Source organism: Thiothrix nivea DSM 5205 (genome assembly GCF_000260135.1).
Classification (GTDB): Bacteria; Pseudomonadota; Gammaproteobacteria; order Thiotrichales; family Thiotrichaceae; genus Thiothrix; species Thiothrix nivea.
Genome location: NZ_JH651384.1, coordinates 2,983,966 through 3,005,592, shown reverse-complemented (window position 1 = coordinate 3,005,592; position 21,627 = coordinate 2,983,966). Strand labels below are relative to the sequence as shown.

At 53.1% G+C, this 21,627-nt stretch carries 22 protein-coding genes; 4 read left to right on the top strand and 18 right to left on the bottom strand.

Features of this window, described 5'->3' with window-relative positions; translation table 11 throughout:
* Positions 1-39: 39 nt before the first annotated feature.
* The 7 genes from THINI_RS15040 to THINI_RS15010 all read right to left on the bottom strand — a co-directional run bounded on the left by THINI_RS15040 (position 40) and on the right by THINI_RS15010 (position 4,841).
* A complete protein-coding gene (locus tag THINI_RS15040) occupies positions 40-1,074 on the bottom strand; it encodes a hypothetical protein (protein ID WP_002709409.1) in 1,035 nt (344 codons plus the stop codon).
* 49 nt (positions 1,075-1,123) lie between these two features.
* Positions 1,124-1,456 (bottom strand): hypothetical protein, encoded by a 333-nt coding sequence (locus THINI_RS15035; protein ID WP_154724424.1) that lies wholly within the window; start codon positions 1,454-1,456, stop codon positions 1,124-1,126.
* Between the two features lie 128 nt (positions 1,457-1,584).
* Positions 1,585-2,106 carry a hypothetical protein gene (locus THINI_RS15030; RefSeq protein WP_002709407.1) on the bottom strand — a complete coding sequence of 174 codons (522 nt, stop codon included), beginning with the start codon at positions 2,104-2,106 and terminating at the stop codon, positions 1,585-1,587.
* 81 nt (positions 2,107-2,187) lie between these two features.
* Positions 2,188-2,454 (bottom strand): hypothetical protein, encoded by a 267-nt coding sequence (locus THINI_RS15025; RefSeq protein ID WP_154724423.1) that lies wholly within the window; start codon positions 2,452-2,454, stop codon positions 2,188-2,190.
* A 147-nt stretch (positions 2,455-2,601) separates the two neighbouring features.
* Positions 2,602-3,117 (bottom strand): C39 family peptidase, encoded by a 516-nt coding sequence (locus THINI_RS15020; RefSeq protein WP_245536627.1) that lies wholly within the window; start codon positions 3,115-3,117, stop codon positions 2,602-2,604.
* Positions 3,118-3,677: 560 nt separating this feature from the next.
* Positions 3,678-3,977, bottom strand: a complete 300-nt coding sequence (locus tag THINI_RS15015) for a hypothetical protein (protein WP_002709404.1) — start codon at positions 3,975-3,977, stop codon at positions 3,678-3,680.
* Between the two features lie 480 nt (positions 3,978-4,457).
* Positions 4,458-4,841: a hypothetical protein gene (locus tag THINI_RS15010; protein WP_002709403.1), complete on the bottom strand. Its 384-nt coding sequence runs from the start codon at positions 4,839-4,841 to the stop codon at positions 4,458-4,460.
* A gap of 436 nt (positions 4,842-5,277) precedes the next feature.
* Between THINI_RS15010 and THINI_RS15005 the strand changes: the two genes are divergently transcribed.
* A complete protein-coding gene (locus THINI_RS15005; RefSeq protein WP_169314626.1) occupies positions 5,278-6,192 on the top strand; it encodes a transporter in 915 nt (304 codons plus the stop codon).
* Between the two features lie 161 nt (positions 6,193-6,353).
* On the opposite strand, the gene THINI_RS15000 is transcribed toward THINI_RS15005, so the two are convergent.
* The 7 genes from THINI_RS15000 to THINI_RS14965 all read right to left on the bottom strand — a co-directional run bounded on the left by THINI_RS15000 (position 6,354) and on the right by THINI_RS14965 (position 13,880).
* Entirely contained in the window at positions 6,354-7,592 is a 1,239-nt protein-coding gene (locus THINI_RS15000) for a PhnD/SsuA/transferrin family substrate-binding protein (RefSeq protein ID WP_169314625.1), read from the bottom strand.
* Positions 7,567-10,509, bottom strand: coding sequence for a SpoIIE family protein phosphatase (locus THINI_RS23565; protein ID WP_002709399.1), 2,943 nt, complete (start codon positions 10,507-10,509; stop codon positions 7,567-7,569). The genes THINI_RS15000 and THINI_RS23565 overlap by 26 nt, the downstream gene beginning before the upstream one ends.
* 265 nt (positions 10,510-10,774) lie before the next feature.
* The gene (locus tag THINI_RS14985) at positions 10,775-11,167 is read right to left on the bottom strand and encodes an RNA-binding S4 domain-containing protein (RefSeq protein WP_002709398.1); all 393 of its coding nucleotides are present in this window, start codon (positions 11,165-11,167) and stop codon (positions 10,775-10,777) included.
* The gene (locus tag THINI_RS14980) at positions 11,143-11,610 is read right to left on the bottom strand and encodes a YcgN family cysteine cluster protein (protein WP_002709397.1); all 468 of its coding nucleotides are present in this window, start codon (positions 11,608-11,610) and stop codon (positions 11,143-11,145) included. The genes THINI_RS14985 and THINI_RS14980 overlap by 25 nt, the downstream gene beginning before the upstream one ends.
* A complete protein-coding gene (locus THINI_RS14975) occupies positions 11,600-12,262 on the bottom strand; it encodes a hypothetical protein (protein ID WP_002709396.1) in 663 nt (220 codons plus the stop codon). The genes THINI_RS14980 and THINI_RS14975 overlap by 11 nt, the downstream gene beginning before the upstream one ends.
* A 15-nt stretch (positions 12,263-12,277) precedes the next feature.
* Complete coding sequence (locus THINI_RS14970) at positions 12,278-12,925, bottom strand: MT-A70 family methyltransferase (protein WP_002709395.1); 648 nt, start codon at positions 12,923-12,925, stop codon at positions 12,278-12,280.
* A 49-nt stretch (positions 12,926-12,974) separates the two neighbouring features.
* Positions 12,975-13,880 carry a LysR substrate-binding domain-containing protein gene (locus THINI_RS14965; RefSeq protein ID WP_002709394.1) on the bottom strand — a complete coding sequence of 302 codons (906 nt, stop codon included), beginning with the start codon at positions 13,878-13,880 and terminating at the stop codon, positions 12,975-12,977.
* A gap of 105 nt (positions 13,881-13,985) precedes the next feature.
* Between THINI_RS14965 and THINI_RS14960 the strand changes: the two genes are divergently transcribed.
* Positions 13,986-14,870: a bifunctional sulfate adenylyltransferase/adenylylsulfate kinase gene (locus THINI_RS14960; RefSeq protein WP_002709393.1), complete on the top strand. Its 885-nt coding sequence runs from the start codon at positions 13,986-13,988 to the stop codon at positions 14,868-14,870.
* Positions 14,871-14,939: 69 nt separating this feature from the next.
* Here the strand turns inward: THINI_RS14960 and THINI_RS14955 are convergent, their stop codons facing one another.
* The 4 genes from THINI_RS14955 to THINI_RS14940 all read right to left on the bottom strand — a co-directional run bounded on the left by THINI_RS14955 (position 14,940) and on the right by THINI_RS14940 (position 18,357).
* The gene (locus THINI_RS14955; protein WP_002709392.1) at positions 14,940-15,692 is read right to left on the bottom strand and encodes an energy transducer TonB; all 753 of its coding nucleotides are present in this window, start codon (positions 15,690-15,692) and stop codon (positions 14,940-14,942) included.
* The gene (gene exbD, locus THINI_RS14950; protein ID WP_002709391.1) at positions 15,689-16,078 is read right to left on the bottom strand and encodes a TonB system transport protein ExbD; all 390 of its coding nucleotides are present in this window, start codon (positions 16,076-16,078) and stop codon (positions 15,689-15,691) included. Before exbD ends, THINI_RS14955 begins: the two co-directional genes overlap by 4 nt.
* Positions 16,075-16,509, bottom strand: a complete 435-nt coding sequence (gene exbB, locus THINI_RS14945) for a TonB-system energizer ExbB (protein WP_002709390.1) — start codon at positions 16,507-16,509, stop codon at positions 16,075-16,077. Before exbB ends, exbD begins: the two co-directional genes overlap by 4 nt.
* An 84-nt stretch (positions 16,510-16,593) precedes the next feature.
* Positions 16,594-18,357, bottom strand: a complete 1,764-nt coding sequence (locus THINI_RS14940; RefSeq protein WP_002709389.1) for an AAA family ATPase — start codon at positions 18,355-18,357, stop codon at positions 16,594-16,596.
* A 248-nt stretch (positions 18,358-18,605) separates the two neighbouring features.
* Between THINI_RS14940 and THINI_RS14935 the strand changes: the two genes are divergently transcribed.
* Both THINI_RS14935 and THINI_RS14930 read left to right on the top strand, forming a co-directional pair.
* On the top strand, positions 18,606-19,556 hold the full coding sequence (locus THINI_RS14935) for a sigma-54 interaction domain-containing protein (RefSeq protein ID WP_002709388.1): 951 nt from the start codon (positions 18,606-18,608) through the stop codon (positions 19,554-19,556).
* A gap of 461 nt (positions 19,557-20,017) precedes the next feature.
* Positions 20,018-21,616, top strand: a complete 1,599-nt coding sequence (locus tag THINI_RS14930; protein ID WP_002709387.1) for a cytochrome ubiquinol oxidase subunit I — start codon at positions 20,018-20,020, stop codon at positions 21,614-21,616.
* Positions 21,617-21,627 lie beyond the last annotated feature (11 nt).

Below are 21,627 nucleotides of genomic sequence, written 5' to 3'. Positions count from 1 at the left end.
CCAACTCCTCTTGAATTGCTTGATCAACCGTCATCCACGTTAAGGCTGGCTGGTTGTGACAATCCGTTTTACTCTCACAATCCCTTGCGGGTCAAGGCTATCCCCTTCATTGAGTACGCGCCTCACTGTTGGGGACGAAGCCAACGCATCCTGTTTGGGGGTCAGCTTGGGAAGTTTCACCGCGACCACCTTAGCAGGATCAACAGGTTGGGATACTGTCGGTTTTAGGCTATCGCCCCCTTTTTCGCCGGTCTGCCCGGTTGCTCCGGCCATGCCTACCGCTGGCTCTTTAACGCCCAGGCACTTACCGTAAGGTACGCCGACCAACTTGCCCACCAGTTCAACCGCGGCCAAATCCACCAGATTACGCACCGCTTGCGCCTTACCCTCACTTGCATTCAAGCTCAGGTCAAAATAGATGCCAAGTTTATTGATACTGGCATCCATATCCAGTGAATCAGCACGCTGGAAAATGGCGACAGAATTGCTGGAGGTGATACCAGGCATAACGCTCATATCAGATGCCTGCAACACATTCAAATCCAGTGCCACTACATTCAGGGAACTGCCATGGGCAGCACCGCCCCCACCTTTTTTACGCTGGAACAGCCCAACACTGCTATCGGTACTGACAACCCCCTTGTCAAACTGGGTAATGGATCCCTGAATGTCAAACAACGGCATTTCCTTGTAAGCACCCACATAATTGGCTGCTTTCATAAAAGAAACCAGATTGCCTGAATCCTTACCGTAGGCAATTAGCTTAATGGCCTTGCTTTTGGTAGTCATTCGGGAAATGGCGGAAATCAGCATGTCACGGGTGCCTGTTTTGACCTCCTCTGTTTTGTCATCAATATCCTCCACCATAACAGGAATATCTTTCACACCCTTGACCAGCATCAAATCATCAACACACGTCAGGGCATCAGAAAAATTGGTGATGGATTTGTAGGGCGAACCAGAAGGGCCACGTCGGATTTTGGCAAATTCTTGCGCTAACCGGGAATCAAGGCTGGCGCAACCACCCAGGAAAGACATGGCAACAACGCTTGCTAATAGTACGGACTTTTTCATGATTGTTGTCTCGCGTTTATGGTTGGCTAAAATGATGGCGGCTGCGAATTTAACGGCAGTTATTGGACTGGATAACATCCCCATCAATCAAAACAATAACTTCGTCAGGTGAATCAGCGCCGTCATCGACAATGACATTGCCAATATTAATGTCGCAACCGGTCGTATCGAACGGTGAGAAGGCATAAGCATCATCATTGGTATATTCCACATCTGCCTCATAAGCCCGTAGCCGTGCTTTCATTTGCGCCATTTTGGCAGCCATCTCCGTCATCAGGTTTTCACTCTCTGCATCTTCTTCCGCATATACGGGAATGCTGATGCACAACAAACTACATAGCAGCAATCGTTTTAAGCTCATCTTCGTCACTTCCTGATTCAACTGGTGTTTCCGGCATCATAAAGCGTGTGCTTAACGCCAATAAGGCCAGCTTTGACCGACGGTTATAAGCACATGACCAGTGAAATGCACACTCCACTCAACATATCCATATACCCTCATCATTCGGGTCAAGGGCGGTATTTATTGGCCACCACCCCAATACGGACAACCTGCCGGACATGGTTACTGGCAGTTTGTTCCTGCATGATGACCCCAATACCTGCGACAGCAATTTCAGCATCAGAGTGAACAGGGTTACCCTGCCCCCCAATCACTGCACCAACCTGTACAAGCTGGCTACCATCATCAAGGCCATCCTGCACCTGGATAACCGTCACATCACTGACCGAAATATCAATCTCCGCCCCCACAATATAATCCCCCCCCCCCACGACAACCTGTTGCTGACCGCCAGAGACATTGGCTTGTATTTGGGTAATAGCGACATTACTGACATTGACATAACCACTTGCTGCCCCTGCCAAATTGGAGACAACACCGATACCTGCTTCCTGCCATGCACCATCCGTACTGGTTTGTGACTGGCTGACGCTGGCATGGTCAACTGCAATTGTGACGCCATCATCCGCAAATACCTGGGCTGTCAGCAGCCATACAGCTGCCAAGCTGAAAACGTTGATTCGTTGCATGGGGATTCCTGTTGAAAGCTACCGGGCTGCCTGTCACACACTGTAATGACAGGCAGCCCGGAATATCAGGCTGGGGTGGGATTAACAGTCTGCGCTATGTGTACCAATACATGAGGTTTGCACGTTATTCCTGCCGCCTGTTTGCACTTGCACCACGCTAGCTTCACCGACCAAGATCACAGTATCCTCCAGCGCCGAATCAAGATGGCCGATCATCGAATCCTGGATATTATCCTGACCATCAAGTTGTAACTGCAAAACTGTGGCCGTACCCACGCCAATACCCGCCTCATCCGCATTGACCGCCGTCATGACACACAAGGCGCTCACCCCCAATATACTAATCAACAAAGATCTCATCTCAACTCCTTCTATTGCCATTAAAAAAACAAGCTTGGGGGTTGGTGCTCCGCCAAGCCTGTATCGAGAGTAGTAAGGGCTATTGAGGAAAAGTATTTTTTATTGATGACCTGATCGTTTCTACTGATGAAAGAATTATGGAGGGCTGGATGGACGACGCTGCGTCAGCAGCTTCAGTGGCAAGACGGGGGGCTGTGGTTTAGCGAAAAAACCCTTGTCAACAGGCTTTTTCTTTTTACCCAGAGGTAAAACTGCCAGCATTTTGCCTTCCAGCCCCGGCTCGTCACGGGTTTCCCAGATGTCCTTGAACTGCTGGCGGGTGAGGATGCGGTTGCCCAGTGACGGGTCAGCGAGGCTCACATGCGTGTCGCTGATGCCACGCAGCACCGTAAAGTGATCTTCCTTACGGTGACGCACATAAACAACGACTGGTAACTTCAGGGAAACCAGTTGTTCCCATGAAGTTGCCAGCCCAAACCCCTTGAACCCCAACTGGGGTAGGATGCGCTGCATGTCGGCAAAGGAGGCACGGCTGCCACCTTTTGCCAACAGTTTCAGCACTTCCTCTTCAGTAGTTGGCCTGCGGTAATACTCCGTTAGCAAAGTGGCTATTGAAGCTGCCCCACATGAATAGTCCAGATCCTGTTTCACCACCCCCTTATCCCGCAACGCCTTCCAGCTTTCTATGTGTAAGACTCCTGAAACAGTACGGCTAGAGAAAACAATCTCTTCAGATTGTCCACTCAATGGCAATGCCAACACTAAGTAGAAAATTACCAATAGCATTCTGTGCATTATGAATACTCACAAAACTGGGGATCCATGAAGGCTAATAAAACGGTTCGTTCTTTGGTATCTCCCATGGTTTAAGGTACTTTCTTGCTCTCAAGCCAAATGGAAAGCGATAAACTCAGGCTTGCAAGCACCTGATCACAATAAGCTTGACAGCCCATTTTCTAACATCTTAAATAGGGGATCGGTAAATCCCACAGCTTTAGCCGGTCAATCAATTCTTAATCGGGTTGATGCTGCTGTTATTTTATAGGTTGCTGTTCAGTTGTCACATTGCTTTGTTATGGTTTTTTACAGTCGGCTGCATAGCCGACCAATCCGACTTCAGCCGCAACCCGAAACCACCGGCTGTTAGCCGGTGGAGTGTTCATATATGGCAAAAGCCTAACCACAGGAAAGCTCAAAGAACCAATAAAACCTTATCTTATATTAATACTAATTGGAGGTAGCACAATATTAGTACTTATATTATTAGCCAATGCAACACCAACTCCGACACCCACTATCCCTCCAATCCCCGTAGCACTAGAAAAAGCTTGACCAAGCTGCGTGCCAACGATTATCGCAGATCCCTCTGTTTCTTTCATTTCAGACATAGAAAGGACGCTAACTCCAACATTGTCTGAAAATACTGAATCTTCGATATCTTGTGAGTCAGCAAACACATTAATGCTAATCAAACAACCAATAAAAGAAAGTATAGGCAATTTTTTTTTCATAACAACCTCATGAAATTAATTTAGAAAATGGCATATTCACTTTAACATAAATATACCATCGCTATAACATGCATTAATCTTTAAGGTAAACACCCTAAGAAACAAATCCAAAGTCGGCATAAACACTCAGCAATTCCCAGTCGACCCACAACCCTCATGTAGCAAGGATTCCAGAATCCTTACCCCTATGCACATTATTCACTGAAATAGCTTCAGAGCTAGGATGTACAGGAATTTGACCGGGAATTACTGATAAACACGCCACCAGCTAACAGCCGCTAGTTTCAAGTTGTGACTGAGACCGGATTGGCCGACTATACCATCGGCAATTCAAAATTCAGTTTCATTAAAATTATCAAATCATTGATATTTAATAAATATTGAAAAATAAAAAAAACCGAAATTGAATTGCCGACAGCATATACAGCCAACATTCGTCTATTAAAACAAACGGATTTTAATATCAATTATCCAAGTTTTTTAGAATGAAAAACCGGAACCACTAGCAAATGCACCTTGAGAACTGAACACGCCAGAGCCAAGTACTGCCGCATTAATACCAGTATTACTGCTTCCAACACCCACAATTGTAGTACCGAAAGGACCGAGCGCAACACCTGTTCCGGTAGCTCCAGCAACTTGGCTACTACCAACAAAAGACCCTGCCCCCGCAACGTTTAGTACAGAATTACTTGCACCTGATAAAACGAGAACAGATCCAGCACCTTCAGTAGTTTCCATTTCGGAGGAAGACAATTCAGCGGCATTGCCAGCCAATACTTCACTGACAGCAGTATCTTCGGCAAAAACAGGGAAAGCAATAACAGCGGAAGCCAGCATCATGGTAGCAAACAAAGTTTTCATAAAATGAACTCCTATGACTCAAGACAAAGTTTCAAGATAAATAAGAACCTAATGATTCATGCAATCACTCATTTTTCATCAGGTTATTTTCAAGTGCCGCGTTAAACAAACCGCACTTGAAAAAGACTATAGGAGGAAATCATGGAATTACCCGAAATACCGACAAACGGTATTAAAAAAAGAATAACTATTTATTTTATTAGAAACTTCTTATGTAAGAACCCACCCAAATGTATTCAGATGAATGCATCCATTCTTATTTATCTTTTATCTATAAATAAACCAAGCGAATTAATTAATCAGGGCAACATCCTCTACCGATAATCAGACCATTTTTCAGGACAAGGGCTATTGCCTGCTAATGTCCTGAATAATATCATTTATGAACAACCCCTGAATCTGGTACACCCCAATGCCTACAAAACAGACAAAATTTTTGCTTCTTCCTTTTATAGCCGCCACTTTCACAGATGCACTGGCGGATCTCCCCCTGACTGTCGATGACCTGCTCAGTGATGAAGGTAAGCTGCGCATAGAATTTTCCACCACCTATAGCAACAGTGAGCGCAAAGGTGTGGAAGCCCTTGAGTCCATCACTGTCCAGACGGGTCCTACCAGCTTTGTCCGGATACCAACAGCACTGGGAGAAAACTCCAGCAACGTTGACGCCATGGTTGCCAGCGCCGGTTTGCGCTACGGCATCGACAAGAGCAATGAAGTTTACGGGCGGGCTTCACTACTGGGTTTCCAGCAACGTAGCTTGAGCAGCACAGGGACTGCCACTGAAGACACCGACGGACGCTTTGCAGATGCCTGGATTGGCATTAACCATCAATTGAATGGTAATGCCGACCAACCCGGACTACTGGGGTTCGCCGAGGTACAGGTAGCCGAACGTCAAGCTGATGGCGATACTGCCTATGGGGAATCCATGGTAATCGGAGCAACAGCCTATCAGGCTTATGACCCCATCGTGCTGTCAATGACTGGTGCATTCCAGCTCAACGGCAAACGCGAGGTAGCAGATAGCCGGATTCGCCCCGGCAACAGCCTGATCCTTAGCCCATCGGTTGCCTTTGCTGTCAATGATAAAGTTACCCTGAGCGGCGGCCTGAACTGGCGTGCGACCCAAGCCAGCCGGAAAGATGGTCAAAAAGGAGGTATCGCTACTACCCGGACAGCGCTTGACCTTGGGGTTGCCTATGCCTTGAATGAGGGTGACACATTGGATGTCAACGTCCGTCCGCAGGTTTCCGGCGATAACAACGTGCAGGTAACAATGGGATGGGTACGGAACTTCGCCAATGAGCCAAAGCAACAAGGAAAAGAGGGTGGCAAAAAAGGCGAGTGACCACTTAACAGCCGGTTCTGTTTGAAACCTGTCGGGCAAGCAGCGTCTGTACCTGTCTGGTTTTCCACAGAAACATGATCCGTCGTTGCCTAGCGTCAGGTACAGGCGGCCGAAAACCAGATGGAATCCGGGAAGACTTATCCACCAGCCACATTCCAACCTCACAAGCCAACATAGCGCTGATAGAGCATCAGCAGCATTTTGATTTCATCTTCCTTGGGAGCCTCCCAGCGCTTGATGCCCAATTCAGCCAGGATCTGCTGCCCTTTGTCAGTTTCCGGCAAGCCCATCAATGTCTGCTGCAACACCGCTTGCTCCTCGGCGTATTCAGGAGCAAGTAACAGCATGTGATGCGCAACCGCCGTTTCACTTTCATCCAGTAAGGTGGTGGCCTCCTTACTGATACGGGAAAGCTGATGGTAGTTTTTGCTCAGCATGAACAGCATATCGGCCTGCCCACTTATCAGCGAACGCACCGCAGTGATTTCATTGCCTGTGAAGTGATATTGCAACTGCGCGGAATCCAGCCCACATTCATCACAAAAAAAGCGCCCCAACAGAAATACGAAACTGGATTCGGTCGTTGTCACCACCGATGCCCCGGCAAAGTCGCCCAAAGTCTTGCCTGCGGCATCCTGGCGGCAAACGATGGACACTTCATTCGTGTCATCCAGCGGCTGGGCTACGGGAATGAAATGGTGGCGCAGGATCAGCAAACACGCCTCAAACGGCGTGGCAAACACCAACCCTTGGTCATGCAATTTACAGGGCTTATCCAGCTGGTTGATACTGACTGAAATCGGGCGGTTGAGCTGGCGTTGCAACAGGATATTCAGCAGATACCACCCACCAAGTTGCTGGTTCCCTTGCAGGCTGATGGAAAATGTCATCTTGTTATCGGCAGGTGGAGCCACAGGCTCGGCAGCTTGCGCCCCCGCACGCGCCACCCTGCGCAACTTGGGGCGGTTAAGGCGGGATCTGGCGGATTCTGTAGCAGCTACACGCGCGGGTCGCCCGGTGGCGCTACTGATATTGGCAAAATTGGCTCCGGGTGTATCGTCACCTGCCTGCGCCCCGAAATAGCGGCTCATGCCGGTCATCTTGAATAACATGCTGACCATGCGGTTCAGGTTTCTGGCTTCCAGCCGTACCCCCAAATTTTTCCAGCTTTCCAGCAGGCGCATCAACTGGGCCAGGCCCATGGAGTTGACCTTGCCAACGTGGGCAAAATCCAGAATGACCCAGGGCTGGGGAGGTTCCGGGGGCAAGATGGCAAAAGCTTCAGCCGCCGTGACATCAATTTCACCGGAAAGCAGCAAGGTGTAGCTTTGCTTTTCCGGGTCAATACTGGATGTAATCTGTACGTGGGCGACCTCATGCATATTCGTATTCGCTTTCATATTCATTTTCATTACCCTTTATTGTTGCTTGCTTGTCATCGCCGTGGTTGGTCTCAAACTGGTTCAGCTCATCATTGGCAACCCGCTCGTCCAGGTCATTATGATACAGGAACTGGAAGCCGCTATCGGTTTCAGGGTCAGGCAGATGCGCCAATGACCACAACAGCGTGACCTGGGTTTTGCGGTTCGGCAGCACACGGATTTGCAAGTAGTCGCATGTACGCCACATCAGGTACATGCCCGCACCGCCTACACCTGCCTCAATGCCTTGGTGCGCAGCGTTCAGGAACAAACGGTTGAGGAAAGTCGAAGGTGTCAGCGTTCCCCAATGGTCAGTGACCATCAGCCCCAGACGTGAAGTATCCTGCGACAAGGTGATGCGGATACCCTCTTCCGCCCCAACCTGACGCCTGCCACCCTTAACGAAACGGGGAGCGCCCTGGTCATTGCGGGGCGCACCATAAAGGCTGTTTTCCAGTAACTCGTCTGACATCAACAGGACAACATCCTGCACCTCCTCCGGCACTTGCGCGGATTCGGCCAACAGTGAGCCAATTTCCTGAATGATGAAAGCCTTGTCATCGCTATGATGCAGTACCCATTCGCGATGTAGGGCGGGGTTGGGCAGCCACTGGTAGATGTCGTCAGTCAGCGTCAACTGGTGTTGCCGCAACAGGTTCTGCCAGCCGAGTTCACGCAGGAATGGCTGGTCTTCCGGCAGGATGCGGCGGATACCGAAGCGGCACATCGGAATCAGCAGGTCATCCACCTGCCCTTCGTGACAGGTCAACACCACGTACTGGCGGGCTGTATGCTCAGCCAGTGCGCCAGGCTGCCCCAACAGCGTGGCAGCGTCAATTTGCCTTAGCTCCTGACTGGCGACAGCTTGCAGACCCACAGGCTCTTCCACCGCTATAGCCGTTACCCGTTCGGTATGCTCAACCATCATCAGGGTAACGTCGTCATGGAAATGTTCTTGCCCGGAGAATGCCTTCAAACTGTTAAACAAGGTCTCATGCGCCTGCTGCAAAGGGGAGTTGCCCGTTTCATACAACAGCCCCTCCAGGCGTTCATAACCAAAGGCTTCAGCGGATACATTTTCTTCTTCCAGAATGCCGTCGGTATACAGGAACAGGCGGTCGCCAGGTTCCATATCAAATGACTGGGTAGTGTATTGGGGTAATTGCACGCGCCCCAATGGCAAACCTTCAGCTTCGATCATGCCCCATTCCTGTTCGGCAGCCATCCACAGGTAAGGGAAGGCATGACCGGCATTGGCCACCCGCAAGTTTCCGGTACGGCTGTCCAGGCAACAACAGACCATGGTCATGAACATGCTTTCATGGCTGGCAGTCAGCAGGGCAGCGTTAAGGTGTTCCAACATGAGCGCGGGGTCGGTTTCCCCCCGGCTGGCTAGCTGGTGTACGCCCATTTTGGCTGCGCTGACCAGCGTACCTGCGGCCACTCCGTGGCCACTGACATCGCCAACCAGGAAAACGGAGTAGTAGTCACCCACCGCATAATAGTCATAATAATCGCCCCCAACTTCGGTCGAAGTGGTCAGGCAGGCCAGACCTTGCAAGCCAGGCAGGGTGATGTCCGGCGGGGGCAATAGTGCCCGTTGCAGCACGGCGGCATGGGCAACCTCTTCCCGTAAGCGTGCGCTGAGTGCCTTGGTTTGTTTCAATGCCGCCTTGAGGGCGAATTCGGTTTTTTTGCGTAGGGTAATGTCGATCCCGGTCGCCAGCAGGAGCGTAGGCTGTCGGGTAACCGGGTCAAACAGGCTGGTCTTTGACCATTCTACGATCAAGGTCTTGCCGTTGACGGTCAGGAGTGGTGCCTCAAAGCGCTGGCTGCTTTTATCGGTAAACAGGTTGGCGTGCAGCTCCCGCATTTGCTGACGTTTGTCAGGTGGAATAAATGTATCAAGGAAGTCACGCCCGATCACGGCGTCTTCATGGTAGCCACTAAGGGCTTGACTGTAAGCGTTGAACAGGGAAACCTTGCCTTGCTTGTCCAGACCAATAATGAGCGCCTGTGAGGTATTGATGACGCTATCACTGAATTCCTGCTGGCGTACCAGATTTTCAGTTGTAGACCTGACACGGTTCACCAATGGGCGGTAGATCAGCAGGGCTTCCAGCAGCAAGGTGAGTAGCGTCACCAGATACACCAGCATTTCGTAACGGATAGCGTTTTGTATTTGCTCCCCGGCTTCGGTTTCATACTGTTTGACAGCTGCATTTAGGGTTTTCAGCAAACGATCGGGAGCTGCTGTCAGGATGTATTGCAGGTGTGGGTTGCTATAATTGACTGTACCCGTGCGGCTGTCACGGATCAGCGCATTGATTTCATCAAGATAGCGCTTTACCTGGCTGTCCAGTTGGTCAGGTTTCCCAAAATACAGCTTGCGCATGGTCTCAGACATCGTGTCCGGCAAGCCCATTTCCTGGCTGCCCTGAGTCAGCCCCAAGTGGGAGCTGAGCATCAGGTCGACGACTTTTTGCAGCTCTTCACGGGCATTCTCCTGCGCTGCCTGCTTTTCCGAGGAGGCCAGTTCCAAAGCGAACAGTGCGCCACGTTGTGACAGCATCCGCTGACGCCCGCTGATATTGACGATAGTGCCACTACTTTCATTGATGGTTAGCATCGAATGGATAATGAAATAGGTGGAAGTAGCCAAAATGGCAATCAAGGTCAGGCCGACCAGGGAGCGTAACCAAACACCGATAACCAGTGAGCGGATACCAGGGTTGTGTTGGTCTTTCCGGGCAAAAAACGCATGGAGGCGTGCGGATAAAGTAGGGCGGGTCAGTAATGGTTTGTACCCTGTGGTGCGATGATCTGGGTTGGAACCAGAGGCTGCTGCGTGTTTTTGTTGCGGTTTGGGCGCAACACCCCGGCTTCTATTAAACATTGGTATTATTCTCTTGGAAGCGGACAGTTGGCAAAGCGGCCTTGCCTGATTAGTGGGCACTGAATGGCCAGAACCCACCATGCGAAACACTCATGCGTTAACGCGCCATATTTTTATTAATAATATTAATGATTGTTTATTCTATAGAAGGTACAAGGCAGTGTCTCCAAAGAAATGGAGTTAAAAACAAGCAAAACACAGCGACAACCTGCGCCAAGTCAAAGTTCTACCGTTTTGTTATATTATCAGCCACCCCTTTATGGCATTACCAATGTTTCTTCATCTGCTCAATCAGGCGGCGTTCGCGCTTGTCCGGCTTCTTTACCCGGATATTGACACCGTGCAGCCGCCGCTCCTCAATCACAGCTTCGCGTTGCTCGCGGTGGTGTTCGGATTCCTCATACAACAAACGGGCTTCAGTGGCAGGGCGGCGTTGCGCATTCACCCCCCTGACCGTCACCACCCAGGTTTCAAAACCCTTGGTAATACGGATTTCATCACCAGGGCGCACATTCCGTGACGGTTTCACCCGTTCCTTGTTGACGTGGACATGCCCACCCTCGACAGCCTCAACGGCCAACGGGCGGGTCTTGAAAAAGCGCGCTGCCCATAACCACTTGTCGATACGTTGGCTTACAGTTTCCGCTTCAGCGGCCATGTGACGACATGCTCCTCCCAGTGTGCTTCATCCACGGCGGATGCGTAGACGAAACGCCCGGCGATGGACTGTTTGGTGCGCTGGATGCTTTCCTTGTCGCCGGATACCAGATGATGCCAGGCTGGCAGGTTTTTGCCTTCGTGCAGCAAACGGTAGGCGCAACTCGGCGGCATCCAGTAAAGCTGGTCAAGGTTGTCGGGCGTCAGGCGCAGGCAATCGGGAACCAGGGTTTCGCGGTTGCGGTAATCCTTGCACTGGCAGGTTTCCCCGTCCAGCAGGTCACAGGCTACGTCGGTGTAATAGACCGTGCCGTCTTCCTCGTCTTCCAGCTTGATCAGGCAGCATTTGGCGCAGTGGTCGCACAGGCTTTCCCATTCGTCGAGGGTCATCTCGGCCAGCGGTTTGGCTTGCCACCATGGAAGGTCGCGGGTATTAGTTGGCATTCTTCGGTTTCGTCTCCAGCAATTCCTGCTTCAGTGCTGCATAGTTCTGTCGATCAGTGTAATAGAGGATTTCGCCACCGTCATTATTCATCACGATCGCCAACCCTTTCTGCGGGTAGAGCCAGAATTCCACGCCGTCTTTTTGCGCTGGCAAGCGTTCGGTAGGCTCGCCGAAACGCGCCGTGACAATATCCGGCTCATAGTTGATCGAGGGCATGTAGACCAGCTTGCGCACTGGCAAAGCATCCGCCGCTTTCAGGCTGGTTTCGGATAACGGGTATTTCCACTGGCCACTGGCCATGCCTTCAGGTTTGCCAGCCTCATTCTGGAACTTGTCCAGCATGGCGTCATCGGCCTGTAGTTCGGCGACGATTTTGGCATCAAATAGGCCAATGCGTTGGGTGCCGAAGTAGGCTTCCAGGGTGCGCTTGCCGCTTTCGTGCGAAAACACCGCCATTTCCGGGAAGCTGCGCAAGTGCTCGATCACACCCCTGAGGGTGGATTTGCCGATTTCCAGCTTGAACACCTGCGGGTGGCCATCCGGCGTGACGGTGATTTGCCAAGGTAAATCTTCGGGATGCTGGGGAGTCTGGTCACAGCCGACAACAGCCAGCGACAACGCGAACAGGCTGCCTGCCAATACGTGTTTCATGTGGGAACCTTTGATTCAGAATAATTCTTGCTGTTCACTGCCAGCAACATCAGCTTGGGAATGGTTGGAATAAGTCGGCCAGTCAGGCTTGTAGGTTTCGGACTGGTTGCCCCAAGTCGTCCAGCCTTTGCGCCCTCCACGCCCAAACAGCTCCAGAAATGGCCCCCAACTGCATTCTTCAATAACCGGGTATTGCTCATCTGGCTTGCGGCTGTGTTCACGCTTTTGTGAGGTAATGATATTGGGCTGGGTTCTGCCTGGTTGCAGGGTACGGGCATTTTTCCCGCGCACACCGAACAGGATGATTTCGGTAACGTTACGAAAATAGAAACCGACACCGCGCCGGTCAGGGCCACCATCCTTGCGCACCTTGTACCAGATGATGTTGGTTTTGTAGGTAAAACCCCATGCATTCATGACTTCCAACCCTTCAGCCAGTAGCGCATTGGGAACCCACAGGTATAAGTGTGCCGTGTCTTCGGCAACTTCGTTGACAGGCAGACCTTTGATGTCGTCCAGCGTCATGGTGGGGTAGCGGGCAAGGCGGTGGTGCTCGGGAGCCATCTTGCCAGTGCGGTTGGTGAACTGCCACGGCGGATCCGCCAGAATGGTGGCGAACTTCTGCCCCTCCAGTTCTTTCCGCAAATCGTCCGCAGCGCTCATGACTGCCATCCATAAACTTAACATAAGCCGATTATACCCTGAATTCAGTTCAGACATACCACTCTTCGCTTTCCCCGTACTCCACCAGCAAATCGACCATTTCGAGGATGTACTGCTTGAGGAACTTGTTTTTCAGCCACGCCACGCGGGTGGTGGAAACCGGGAACAAGTGCGACAGGTCGCGCAGCACCAGGTCGTCGTCGTGGATGTGGGAATAGGCCATCTTGGCGATGATGCCCGCCCCCAGCCCCAGCCGCACGTAGCTGATAATCACGTCGGTGTCGGTGGCGGCGAAGGTCACATCCAGTTCCATACCAGCGCTGCGGAAGGTTTCGTGGATTTTGGAACGCCCGGTAAAGCCGAAGATGTAGGTCAGCACCGGGTATTGCGCAATCCGTTGCAGGGTCAGTGCGCCTTCCGCCAGCGGATGCCCGTCCGGCAGCACCAGCCCGTGGTTCCAGTCGTAGCATTTGCGGCTGTCCAGCGCTGAATCATTCCCCAGCTCCTCGGTGCAAACGGCAATATCGGCCTTGCCGTCGTGCAGCATCCGTACCAGTTCCACCGGCGTGCCTTGCAGGAAATGGATGGCGACATCGGGGTAGCGCTGGCGGAATTCCAGCATCACTTCCGGCAGGAAATACTTGGCTTGGGTATGGGTGGTGGCGATGCGGATTTCGCCACGGGTTTGTAGGCGGTAATCGTCGGCCACGGCACGTATGTTTTCCAGCGCCTGCTCGATGCGGTCGAGTTCGCCCACAATTGCCTGACACACCGGGGTCGGCTCCACCAGCCGCTTGCCCTTGCGCTCGAACAGCGGCATTCCCAGCTCCTCTTCCAGCAAGCCCAGTTGGCGGCTGACGGCGGATTGCACGATGTAATGCTGGTCGGCGGCGCGCGACACATTCAGGCCATTATTGAGCAGGGTTTTGAGCAGGCGGAGTTGGAACAGCTTCATAATTTATCTCATTTTCAGATATTCATATCGAATTATATCGTTTTTCATTATTTATGCATTGCAGCATACTGGCCAGCAAGCAATATTTGACGGAGGGAAAACCTCATGAGCATTCTGCACAAAATTCTTGATCAGCATGGAATCAGCACGCTGGAGCTGTTGTTGACCGGAGCCTTGGCTCCCCTGGATGGCTATCTGGATCAAGCCGACCATAGCAGCGTGTTGCGCAACAACCGGCTGGCCAACGGTTACTTATGGCCGCTGCCACTGGCGCTTTCCCTAACCCCGGCGGAAAAACGCGCAGCCCAGTTGAGTGGCCGCATCGTACTGGTGGATGCGGTGGAACGCCGCCCGGTCGCCGAAGTCAGCGTTGACAGTTTCTACCGCCTGCCTGCCGACGCCGCCGAACTGGCGCAGGCTTTCGACCCCAGCCTTACTGCCGACACCTGGTACGCCAGTGGCGTGGTGCAGCCCTTGCAGAAAATCCTGCACCCGGCGTTCAACAGCATTCGCTTCAATGTCCCCACCCTGCGCCAGCATTTGCAGGACTGGGATAGCGTGGTCGCGGTGCAAGCCACCCCGGAACTGGAGGACGCCGACCTGCGCCAAGCCTGCGAATGGCTGACCGCCAGCAATATCGGTGGTGGCCTACTGGTGCAGGTGGGCGCGGATGAAAGCCAGCCGGATTTCCACGAGCACATGCACAAGCTGCGTAGCCAGGTCAAATGCCAGTCCGCCCGCCAGATCAAGCTGTCGTTGCTGCCGTGCGTGGAAGGTCTGGGGGAAAAGCGTTGCCTGCTGCTGCAAGCGCTGGTCAGCCGCAACTATGGCGCGACCGGCTTTGTGGTCAGCAGCCATGTCAGCAAGGAAACCCGCCGCTGGTTGTTGCAATACCGCGATGAAATCGGCCTGGACATCATTTCCGGGCTATTGAAACGTGACCGCCCCGCCCAACCGGCAGCGCGTCACCCACTTTGTGAAGTCGCCTGAAACATACCTGCCTCTCTTCAGGTGATGCGATCCGGTGCGGGCTTCGGCCCGCATTTTTTATCCTGACAATCACTCCAGCCTGAAATTCACCGTCAAGCTAAACGTCCACTGCGCCTTGCGGATTTCCGGTGGGAATGGCGATGCGCCCGAAGTGGCATTCACCGCCTGCACTGCTGCCTTGTCCAGCCAGTTGTTGCTGGAGCTTTTCGCCACCCGTGCACCAGAAATCGTCCCATTCGGTAGTACCGTGAAAGACACTACCACCGAACCTTCCACCTCAGCCTTTTCCGCCATACGCGGGTATTGCTTGCGTGATGCAATCAGGTTTTGCAGGCGGGCTTTGTAAGCCGCTTCCGCCGCTTTGTTGTCAGCTGCCTGCGCGGGTGGCGTAGCTTTAGGGGCAGGTGGCGCAACAGGGCGGGATACAGCTGGCGTAGCCGGAGCCGGTGGCGGCGCTGGCCTGGAAACGGGCTGTGGTTTGGGCGGCTGCGGCTTGGCTTTGGGAGCAGTTGGCGGCTTCTCGACCGGCTTTTTTTCCGCCTTGGGTTTCTTAACCAGCTTAGGCTTGGGTTGTTCGACCGGCTTGGGTTCTGGTTTGGGCTGTTCGACCGGTTTGGGTGGCGGTTCTGCTACGGGTGGGGAGGCGGGTGGTTCAGTAGGCGGTGGGGGAGTGGGCACGAATTGCGCCAGTGACAACTGCACGGGTTGTGGTTTTTCCACTTGCCCCAGCCTGTCCTGCCACAGCAGCAACGGCAGGCTGGCCAGCAGCACGCTAACATGCACCAAAGCGGATACCCCAAAACCAGTCAGATGGTATTTCACTGTACCTGCTCGGTCTGGATCGACAGCTTGTCGAAATGCCCCGCCTTCAGCACATCCACCACGCTGATGAAATGCTCGAACGCGGCAGCTTTGTCCACCCGCAGGATGACTGGCATGGTGGCAGCATGGCTGGCATGGGGCGCAAGTTTTTCCGGCAAGGTTTCCGCTGTAACCGGCTCGCCGTCGAAGAACATCTGGTTGTGCGCATTGATGGCAATTTCCACCGTCATTTCATCGCCCCCGGCCTGTTCTGCCTGTTCTGATTTGGGCAAATCCACCGGGATCAGCCCCTGCGAGATGAATGAGGCCGTGGTCAGCACAATTGCCAGCAGCACCAGCATGATGTCGATAAAGGGAATCATGTTGATCTGGTCGAAACGTTTCATGGATTGCCGCCATCCTTCCACGCCTGCCAGCGGGCGACCTGCACTTCCACCTTGCGCAGCAGTGCGTTGTAAAACATGATCGCCGGAATCGCCACCAGCAAGCCTGCCGCCGTCGCTTTCAACGCCAGCGCCAACCCCAGCATGATGCTGTGGACTTCGATTTTGCCGCCCTGCCCCATGGTGTAAAACGTCACCAGAATCCCCAGCACCGTTCCCAACAGCCCCACATACGGCGCGTTCGAGCCGATGCTGGAAAGGGTGGTGAGGTTACGGGTCAGGTCGATTTTCAAGGTTTCGATGTGGTCGAACTGCTGCACCTTGACGCGGCTCAGGTAGAAATAGCGCTCAATCACCAGCGCCAGCATCACAAAGCTCATGAAGCCGAGCGTGCCCAGCACCAGATAATCCAGATTGGCTTGCAGAAATTCCATGATTAACATTACCGTTAAAATTTGGGTCAGTATAAACCACACATGGAGAATATTTATTAACCCAGTGCTTTTTTGGCCGCAATTTCACTGCACCTTCACCACTTCCACCCCCACCCCATCACTGACCAGTAGCCACGCGCTGAGTTTGGGTAAGGCGGCAATCGCGGGCAACTGCAAATAGCCTTGCACCTGCCGGATGCCGTCTGCGCGCTTGCTTTCCCAGCCTTTATCACCATCGGCTTTTTTACTGTATTTCAGCTCAATCAAATGTTGGTGCGGCAAAGAAATCGGGTTGCGCTCCAGCAACAGGATGTCGGGGTAGGCGCGGTTCATTTCGCGCTCGCTGTGGATGAAATACACCGGTACTTGGTACAGCAAGGTCAACAGCAATACCTTGAGGTGCTTTTCATCCATGCCCATCGCATCGCGGTTGGAAAGCGCCTGCATCGCCCGCGCCATTTCATCCGCCAGCGGCTGGAAGTCATCACGCATCGCCAAGGCTTCCAATGCCAAACGCAAGTCCTGGGTGGAAATGGTGATCTGGTTGCGGCGCTCCAGTTCCACCTTGAAATACTGGTAGTACAACTCGCGGATAACGTGGTTGGGTATGGTGAACACTTCGCCGAAGGGGGATTCATCCTGCAAGGTGACAAAGCCCATGTACGCCAGCAGACTGATGAAATCGTCGCGGTCAAAGCCTTTTTCAAAGTCAAACTTGCGGCGTTGCTGGGCGGTTACAGTGCCGGTGCTGATAAGCTCATCCAGCACCGCAAAGTTGGCGTCACGGTCGCCAATGCTGAACATGCCCAGAATTTTGCCGTAGTCGGAAGCGATATTTTCATTCAGCATGTACTTGGGGTAACGGCAACGCTGAAAGTCAAAACCCTTGACGAAATACAGCACCATGTCCGCGTTATAGACGGTTTCAGGGGCATGGATGTGGAAGCGGTAGCCATTGTACCAGGCGGTGATGTCCGCCATGAGCGCCGGGGCATCCAGTTGGCAGGCTTCCGCCAAGGGCTGCAACAGGCTTGCCGTTTCCGCCTTGGTGAAACCCACCGCACTATTGAAGGCTTCATCAAGGGAAATGTTTTCACCGATATTAAACCCGCTGGTCATGCTGTCGAGCATGACTGGCGTGACCCCGGTGATGAACATCCGGTCAATGACCCCGGTCAGGGTGGCAGTCTTGAGGGTTTCGTAAAAACTGCGGACAAAACCGCCTTTGCCGACAATGTGCTGGAACAGCTTGAGGTCATCCGCCAGAATGCTGTTGGCAAAATGGTCGTATTCGTCGATCAGCAGCAGGATTTTTTGCTCTTGCACTTGCATGGCCTCGAAAAAGGTACGCATTTTTTCGTGCGGGGATTCCTGCCGGTTGACCTCATCAATGACGGCTTGCGGGTACTGGTACTTGAGCAGGAAACTTTGCAGCGCCGTCCGCACCGTGGTGTTGAAGGCGCGGTAAATGGCTTCGTGGCTTTCCGTCGAAATGCCGCTGAACTCCATGAATAGCACTTGGTAACGGCTTTTGAGGGGGGTGGGGTGCTGGCCTATGCGGAGCTTGCCGAAGATCGCTTCAAACTCATTCTGATAGCGCACGTCATAATAGTGCCACAAGCTGGATAGCAGCAAACTTTTCCCGAAGCGTCGCGGGCGCAGCAAGATGTGGTATCTGCCCGAGTCTTCCAGCTTGGCGATATAGGCGGTTTTGTCGATATACACATAACCACCTGTAATCAGGTCTTTGAAATTGCTGATACCGTAAGGGATTTTCATCCGGCCATCCGCCTGTGCCGCTACTGATGGGAAACAGTTTAGCACAGGCGCAGTGTCGGCAAATCCCATCAGGGCTTTCCGCCTGTAAACGGCAGCGTGAAAACACACACATTGACAGCCAAATAACACACTGCCGCCCACACTCCTCTCCGCTTTAGCTTGGAAAATCAGACATTTCCACACATGGCATACAATTTGCTGAAGCACCGTCAAGCTGGAAATAGCGTGGAAGTGTTTCCGGCTCAATCTCAAAGTCCCTCCAAGGGACGCGCCCCCCCAGAGCCGTCCCTTTATTTTTGGACATTGCGCTTTAGGGTATGGAACCAGAACAACTCTCCAGCAACTCGCCAACCATGCGGGAAGTGCTGCGCGCCGCCATGCAGGTCGCGCGGACGGATGCCTGCGTCCTTATTCTTGGTGAATCGGGAACCGGCAAGGAACGGATTGCCCGCGCCATTCACGCCGCCAGCCCACGCCAGCAACAAGCCTTCATCACGGTCAATTGCGCCACCCTGCCCAACACCCTGGCCGAATCATTGCTGTTCGGCCATACCAAAGGCGCTTTCACTGGTGCAACCGACAACAATCCTGGCCTGATAGCGTCAGCGGATGGCGGAACCCTGTTTCTGGATGAAATCGGCGAACTGCCACTGGCACTGCAACCCAAGCTATTGCGTTTCCTGGAATCCGGCGAAATCCTGCCGGTTGGCAAGACGCGCCCCCAACGGGTAAACGTGCGGGTACTGGCGGCCACGCACTGCGATCTGGCAGGCATGGTGGCGGAAGGAACATTCAGGGGGGATCTGTTCCACCGCATCAACGTCATCCCGCTGGCGTTGCCGCCGCTATACCAGCGCAAGGAAGACATTGGCCAATTGCTCAGGTATTTCCTCACCCAGTTTGCGGATCAGCATCGCCAGCCGGTCAGCATAATGGGCCAAGACGCCATGAGCTTACTGCTGGAATACCGCTGGCCGGGCAACGTGCGCGAACTGCGCAACCTGTGTGAACAGTTGAGCATCCTCAAAAGTGGGCAAAACATCCAGCCTGACGACCTGCTTCACGCCCTGCGCCACCCTGTTCCAACCGATACTGCCAACAACCCGTTCAAACTGCCGGAAAATGGCATCAACCTTGAGGAAATGGAACGCCACCTGCTGATCCAGGCGCTGGAACGTACCCGCAACAACAAAACCCAGGCCGCACGCCTGCTGGGCATCAGCCGCGACGCGCTCAACTACCGGCTGAAGAAACACGCACTGGCCTGACAGGGGCAAAACACGCATCAGGCAAGGCATTTCCCACAGTGGCTTATGCCAGACGCAAACTGAAACCACTGAAAAACAGGTACTTGAAGGTTGGCATGGGAATTGCCTTATATCCGCCGACATTAAGTTCTAAACATCGTGGCCAATACAAAAATAAGCCTCTTTTCCCTACGCCACCTATGAGCCTTGCCGGGGCGCAGCTATTGCAGTTGCGCCCCTTTTATTTTCCACGCCCGGTGAAACTACACACTTCAGTGAGCCATATCGCAATCTGGTACAGATACGAAAATTAGCATATTACTGAAATATAAGCATTTAGTTATATGGCATGGATATTGCCATAACACTCCCGGCGAGTCGCAGACGTGGAATTTCTGCGGTTTTCCATAAGTCCCTCAGGGACGCGCTCCCCCAGAGCCGTCCCTGAATTTTTTTCACTATCGCAATTTCCGGGAGGCCGCATGATCAGCGATGCAGTCGTCGAACTGTCGCGGTGGCAATTCGCCGTCACCGCCCTTTACCATTTCCTGTTTGTCCCACTGACCTTGGGCATGACTTTCATGCTGGCCATCATGGAATCCGTGTACGTGATGACCGGCAAGCAGGTCTACAAGGACATGGTGAAATTCTGGGGCAAATTATTCGGCATCAACTTTGCCTTGGGCGTCACCACCGGTTTGACCATGGAATTCCAGTTCGGCACCAACTGGGCTTACTACTCGCATTACGTCGGTGATGTGTTCGGCGCGCCGCTGGCGATTGAAGGCTTGATGGCCTTTTTCCTGGAGTCCACTTTCGTCGGCCTGTTTTTCTTCGGTTGGGATCGTCTGAGCAAGACCGCGCATCTGGTGGTAACGTGGCTGATGGCGATTGGCACGAACCTGTCCGCATTGTGGATACTGATCGCCAACGGCTGGATGCAAAACCCGGTCGGCTCCGAATTCAGCTATGAAACCATGCGCATGGAAATGGTGGATTTCGCCGCCGTGCTGCTCAACCCGGTGGCACAGGTCAAGTTCGTGCATACCGTGGCGGCAGGTTATGTCACCGGGGCGATGTTCGTACTCTCCATCAGCGCCTGGTACATCCTCAAGGGGCGCGACCTTGGGTTTGCCCGCCGTTCGTTTGCGGTAGCAGCAGGTTTCGGTTTCGCCGCTATCCTCTCGGTTATCCTGCTGGGTGACGAAAGTGGTTACGAAGCGGGCGACGTGCAAAAAATGAAGCTGGCCGCCATCGAGGCTGAATGGGAAACCCACCCAGCCCCCGCTGGTTTCAACCTGATTGCCTTCCCGGATCAGGAAACCGGCAGCAACAGCTTTGAGGTCAAAATCCCGTGGGCGCTGGGTCTGATTGCGACCCGTTCCCTCAGCGAGGAAGTCAAGGGCATCAACGATCTGGTGGCGGAAAACGAGCAACGTATCCGCCGGGGCATACAGGCTTACGGGTTGTTCACCAAGATGCGCAGTGGCACAGCTTCCGATGCTGATAAAGAAAGTTTCAACCAGTTGAAAGCTGACCTCGGTTACAGCTTGCTACTGAAGCGTTACACCCCGAACGTGGTGGATGCTACCGAAGCACAGATCAAGCAGGCGGCACAAGACACCGTGCCAACGGTAGCGCCGCTGTTCTGGACGTTCCGCATCATGGTGGGCGCTGGTTTCCTGATGCTGGTGCTGTTTGCGATGGCCTTCTATTACACCGCGAAAAAGACCGCGTGCAGCAAGCCGTGGCTAATGCGGCTGGCGTTCTACAGCCTGCCGTTGCCATGGATTGCAATTGAATCCGGCTGGTTCGTGGCGGAATACGGTCGCCAGCCGTGGGCGATTGGTGAAGTGCTGCCGACCTTCCTCGGCACATCCACCCTGACGGAATGGGATTTGATCGGCTCCATCACCGGCTTCGTGCTGTTTTACACCATCCTGCTGGTGGCGGAGATGTACCTGATGATCAAGTTCGCCAAACTTGGCCCTGCCAGCCTGCATACCGGGCGTTACCACGGGGAACACGGCGCGGGTCATGCTGGTGAAGTGTTCGCTGACAAACTCGATACACGGGCATAAGGAGTAGGCAG

What these genes read in the sequence shown, in the direction of transcription:
- THINI_RS14980 (WP_002709397.1), bottom strand. Translation starts at nt 11,610, where the DNA reads ATGCCAACTAATACCCGCGACCTTCCATGGTGGCAAGCCAAACCGCTG.
- THINI_RS23565 (WP_002709399.1), bottom strand. Translation starts at nt 10,509, where the DNA reads ATGTTTAATAGAAGCCGGGGTGTTGCGCCCAAACCGCAACAAAAACAC.
- THINI_RS15000 (WP_169314625.1), bottom strand. Translation starts at nt 7,592, where the DNA reads ATGAAAGCGAATACGAATATGCATGAGGTCGCCCACGTACAGATTACA.
- exbB (WP_002709390.1), bottom strand. Translation starts at nt 16,509, where the DNA reads ATGGAATTTCTGCAAGCCAATCTGGATTATCTGGTGCTGGGCACGCTC.
- THINI_RS14975 (WP_002709396.1), bottom strand. Translation starts at nt 12,262, where the DNA reads ATGAAACACGTATTGGCAGGCAGCCTGTTCGCGTTGTCGCTGGCTGTT.
- THINI_RS14935 (WP_002709388.1), top strand. Translation starts at nt 18,606, where the DNA reads ATGGAACCAGAACAACTCTCCAGCAACTCGCCAACCATGCGGGAAGTG.
- THINI_RS14965 (WP_002709394.1), bottom strand. Translation starts at nt 13,880, where the DNA reads ATGAAGCTGTTCCAACTCCGCCTGCTCAAAACCCTGCTCAATAATGGC.
- THINI_RS15015 (WP_002709404.1), bottom strand. Translation starts at nt 3,977, where the DNA reads ATGAAAAAAAAATTGCCTATACTTTCTTTTATTGGTTGTTTGATTAGC.
- THINI_RS15030 (WP_002709407.1), bottom strand. Translation starts at nt 2,106, where the DNA reads ATGCAACGAATCAACGTTTTCAGCTTGGCAGCTGTATGGCTGCTGACA.
- exbD (WP_002709391.1), bottom strand. Translation starts at nt 16,078, where the DNA reads ATGAAACGTTTCGACCAGATCAACATGATTCCCTTTATCGACATCATG.
- THINI_RS15040 (WP_002709409.1), bottom strand. Translation starts at nt 1,074, where the DNA reads ATGAAAAAGTCCGTACTATTAGCAAGCGTTGTTGCCATGTCTTTCCTG.
- THINI_RS15010 (WP_002709403.1), bottom strand. Translation starts at nt 4,841, where the DNA reads ATGAAAACTTTGTTTGCTACCATGATGCTGGCTTCCGCTGTTATTGCT.
- THINI_RS14985 (WP_002709398.1), bottom strand. Translation starts at nt 11,167, where the DNA reads ATGGCCGCTGAAGCGGAAACTGTAAGCCAACGTATCGACAAGTGGTTA.
- THINI_RS14970 (WP_002709395.1), bottom strand. Translation starts at nt 12,925, where the DNA reads ATGAGCGCTGCGGACGATTTGCGGAAAGAACTGGAGGGGCAGAAGTTC.
- THINI_RS14930 (WP_002709387.1), top strand. Translation starts at nt 20,018, where the DNA reads ATGATCAGCGATGCAGTCGTCGAACTGTCGCGGTGGCAATTCGCCGTC.
- THINI_RS14940 (WP_002709389.1), bottom strand. Translation starts at nt 18,357, where the DNA reads ATGGGATTTGCCGACACTGCGCCTGTGCTAAACTGTTTCCCATCAGTA.
- THINI_RS14960 (WP_002709393.1), top strand. Translation starts at nt 13,986, where the DNA reads ATGAGCATTCTGCACAAAATTCTTGATCAGCATGGAATCAGCACGCTG.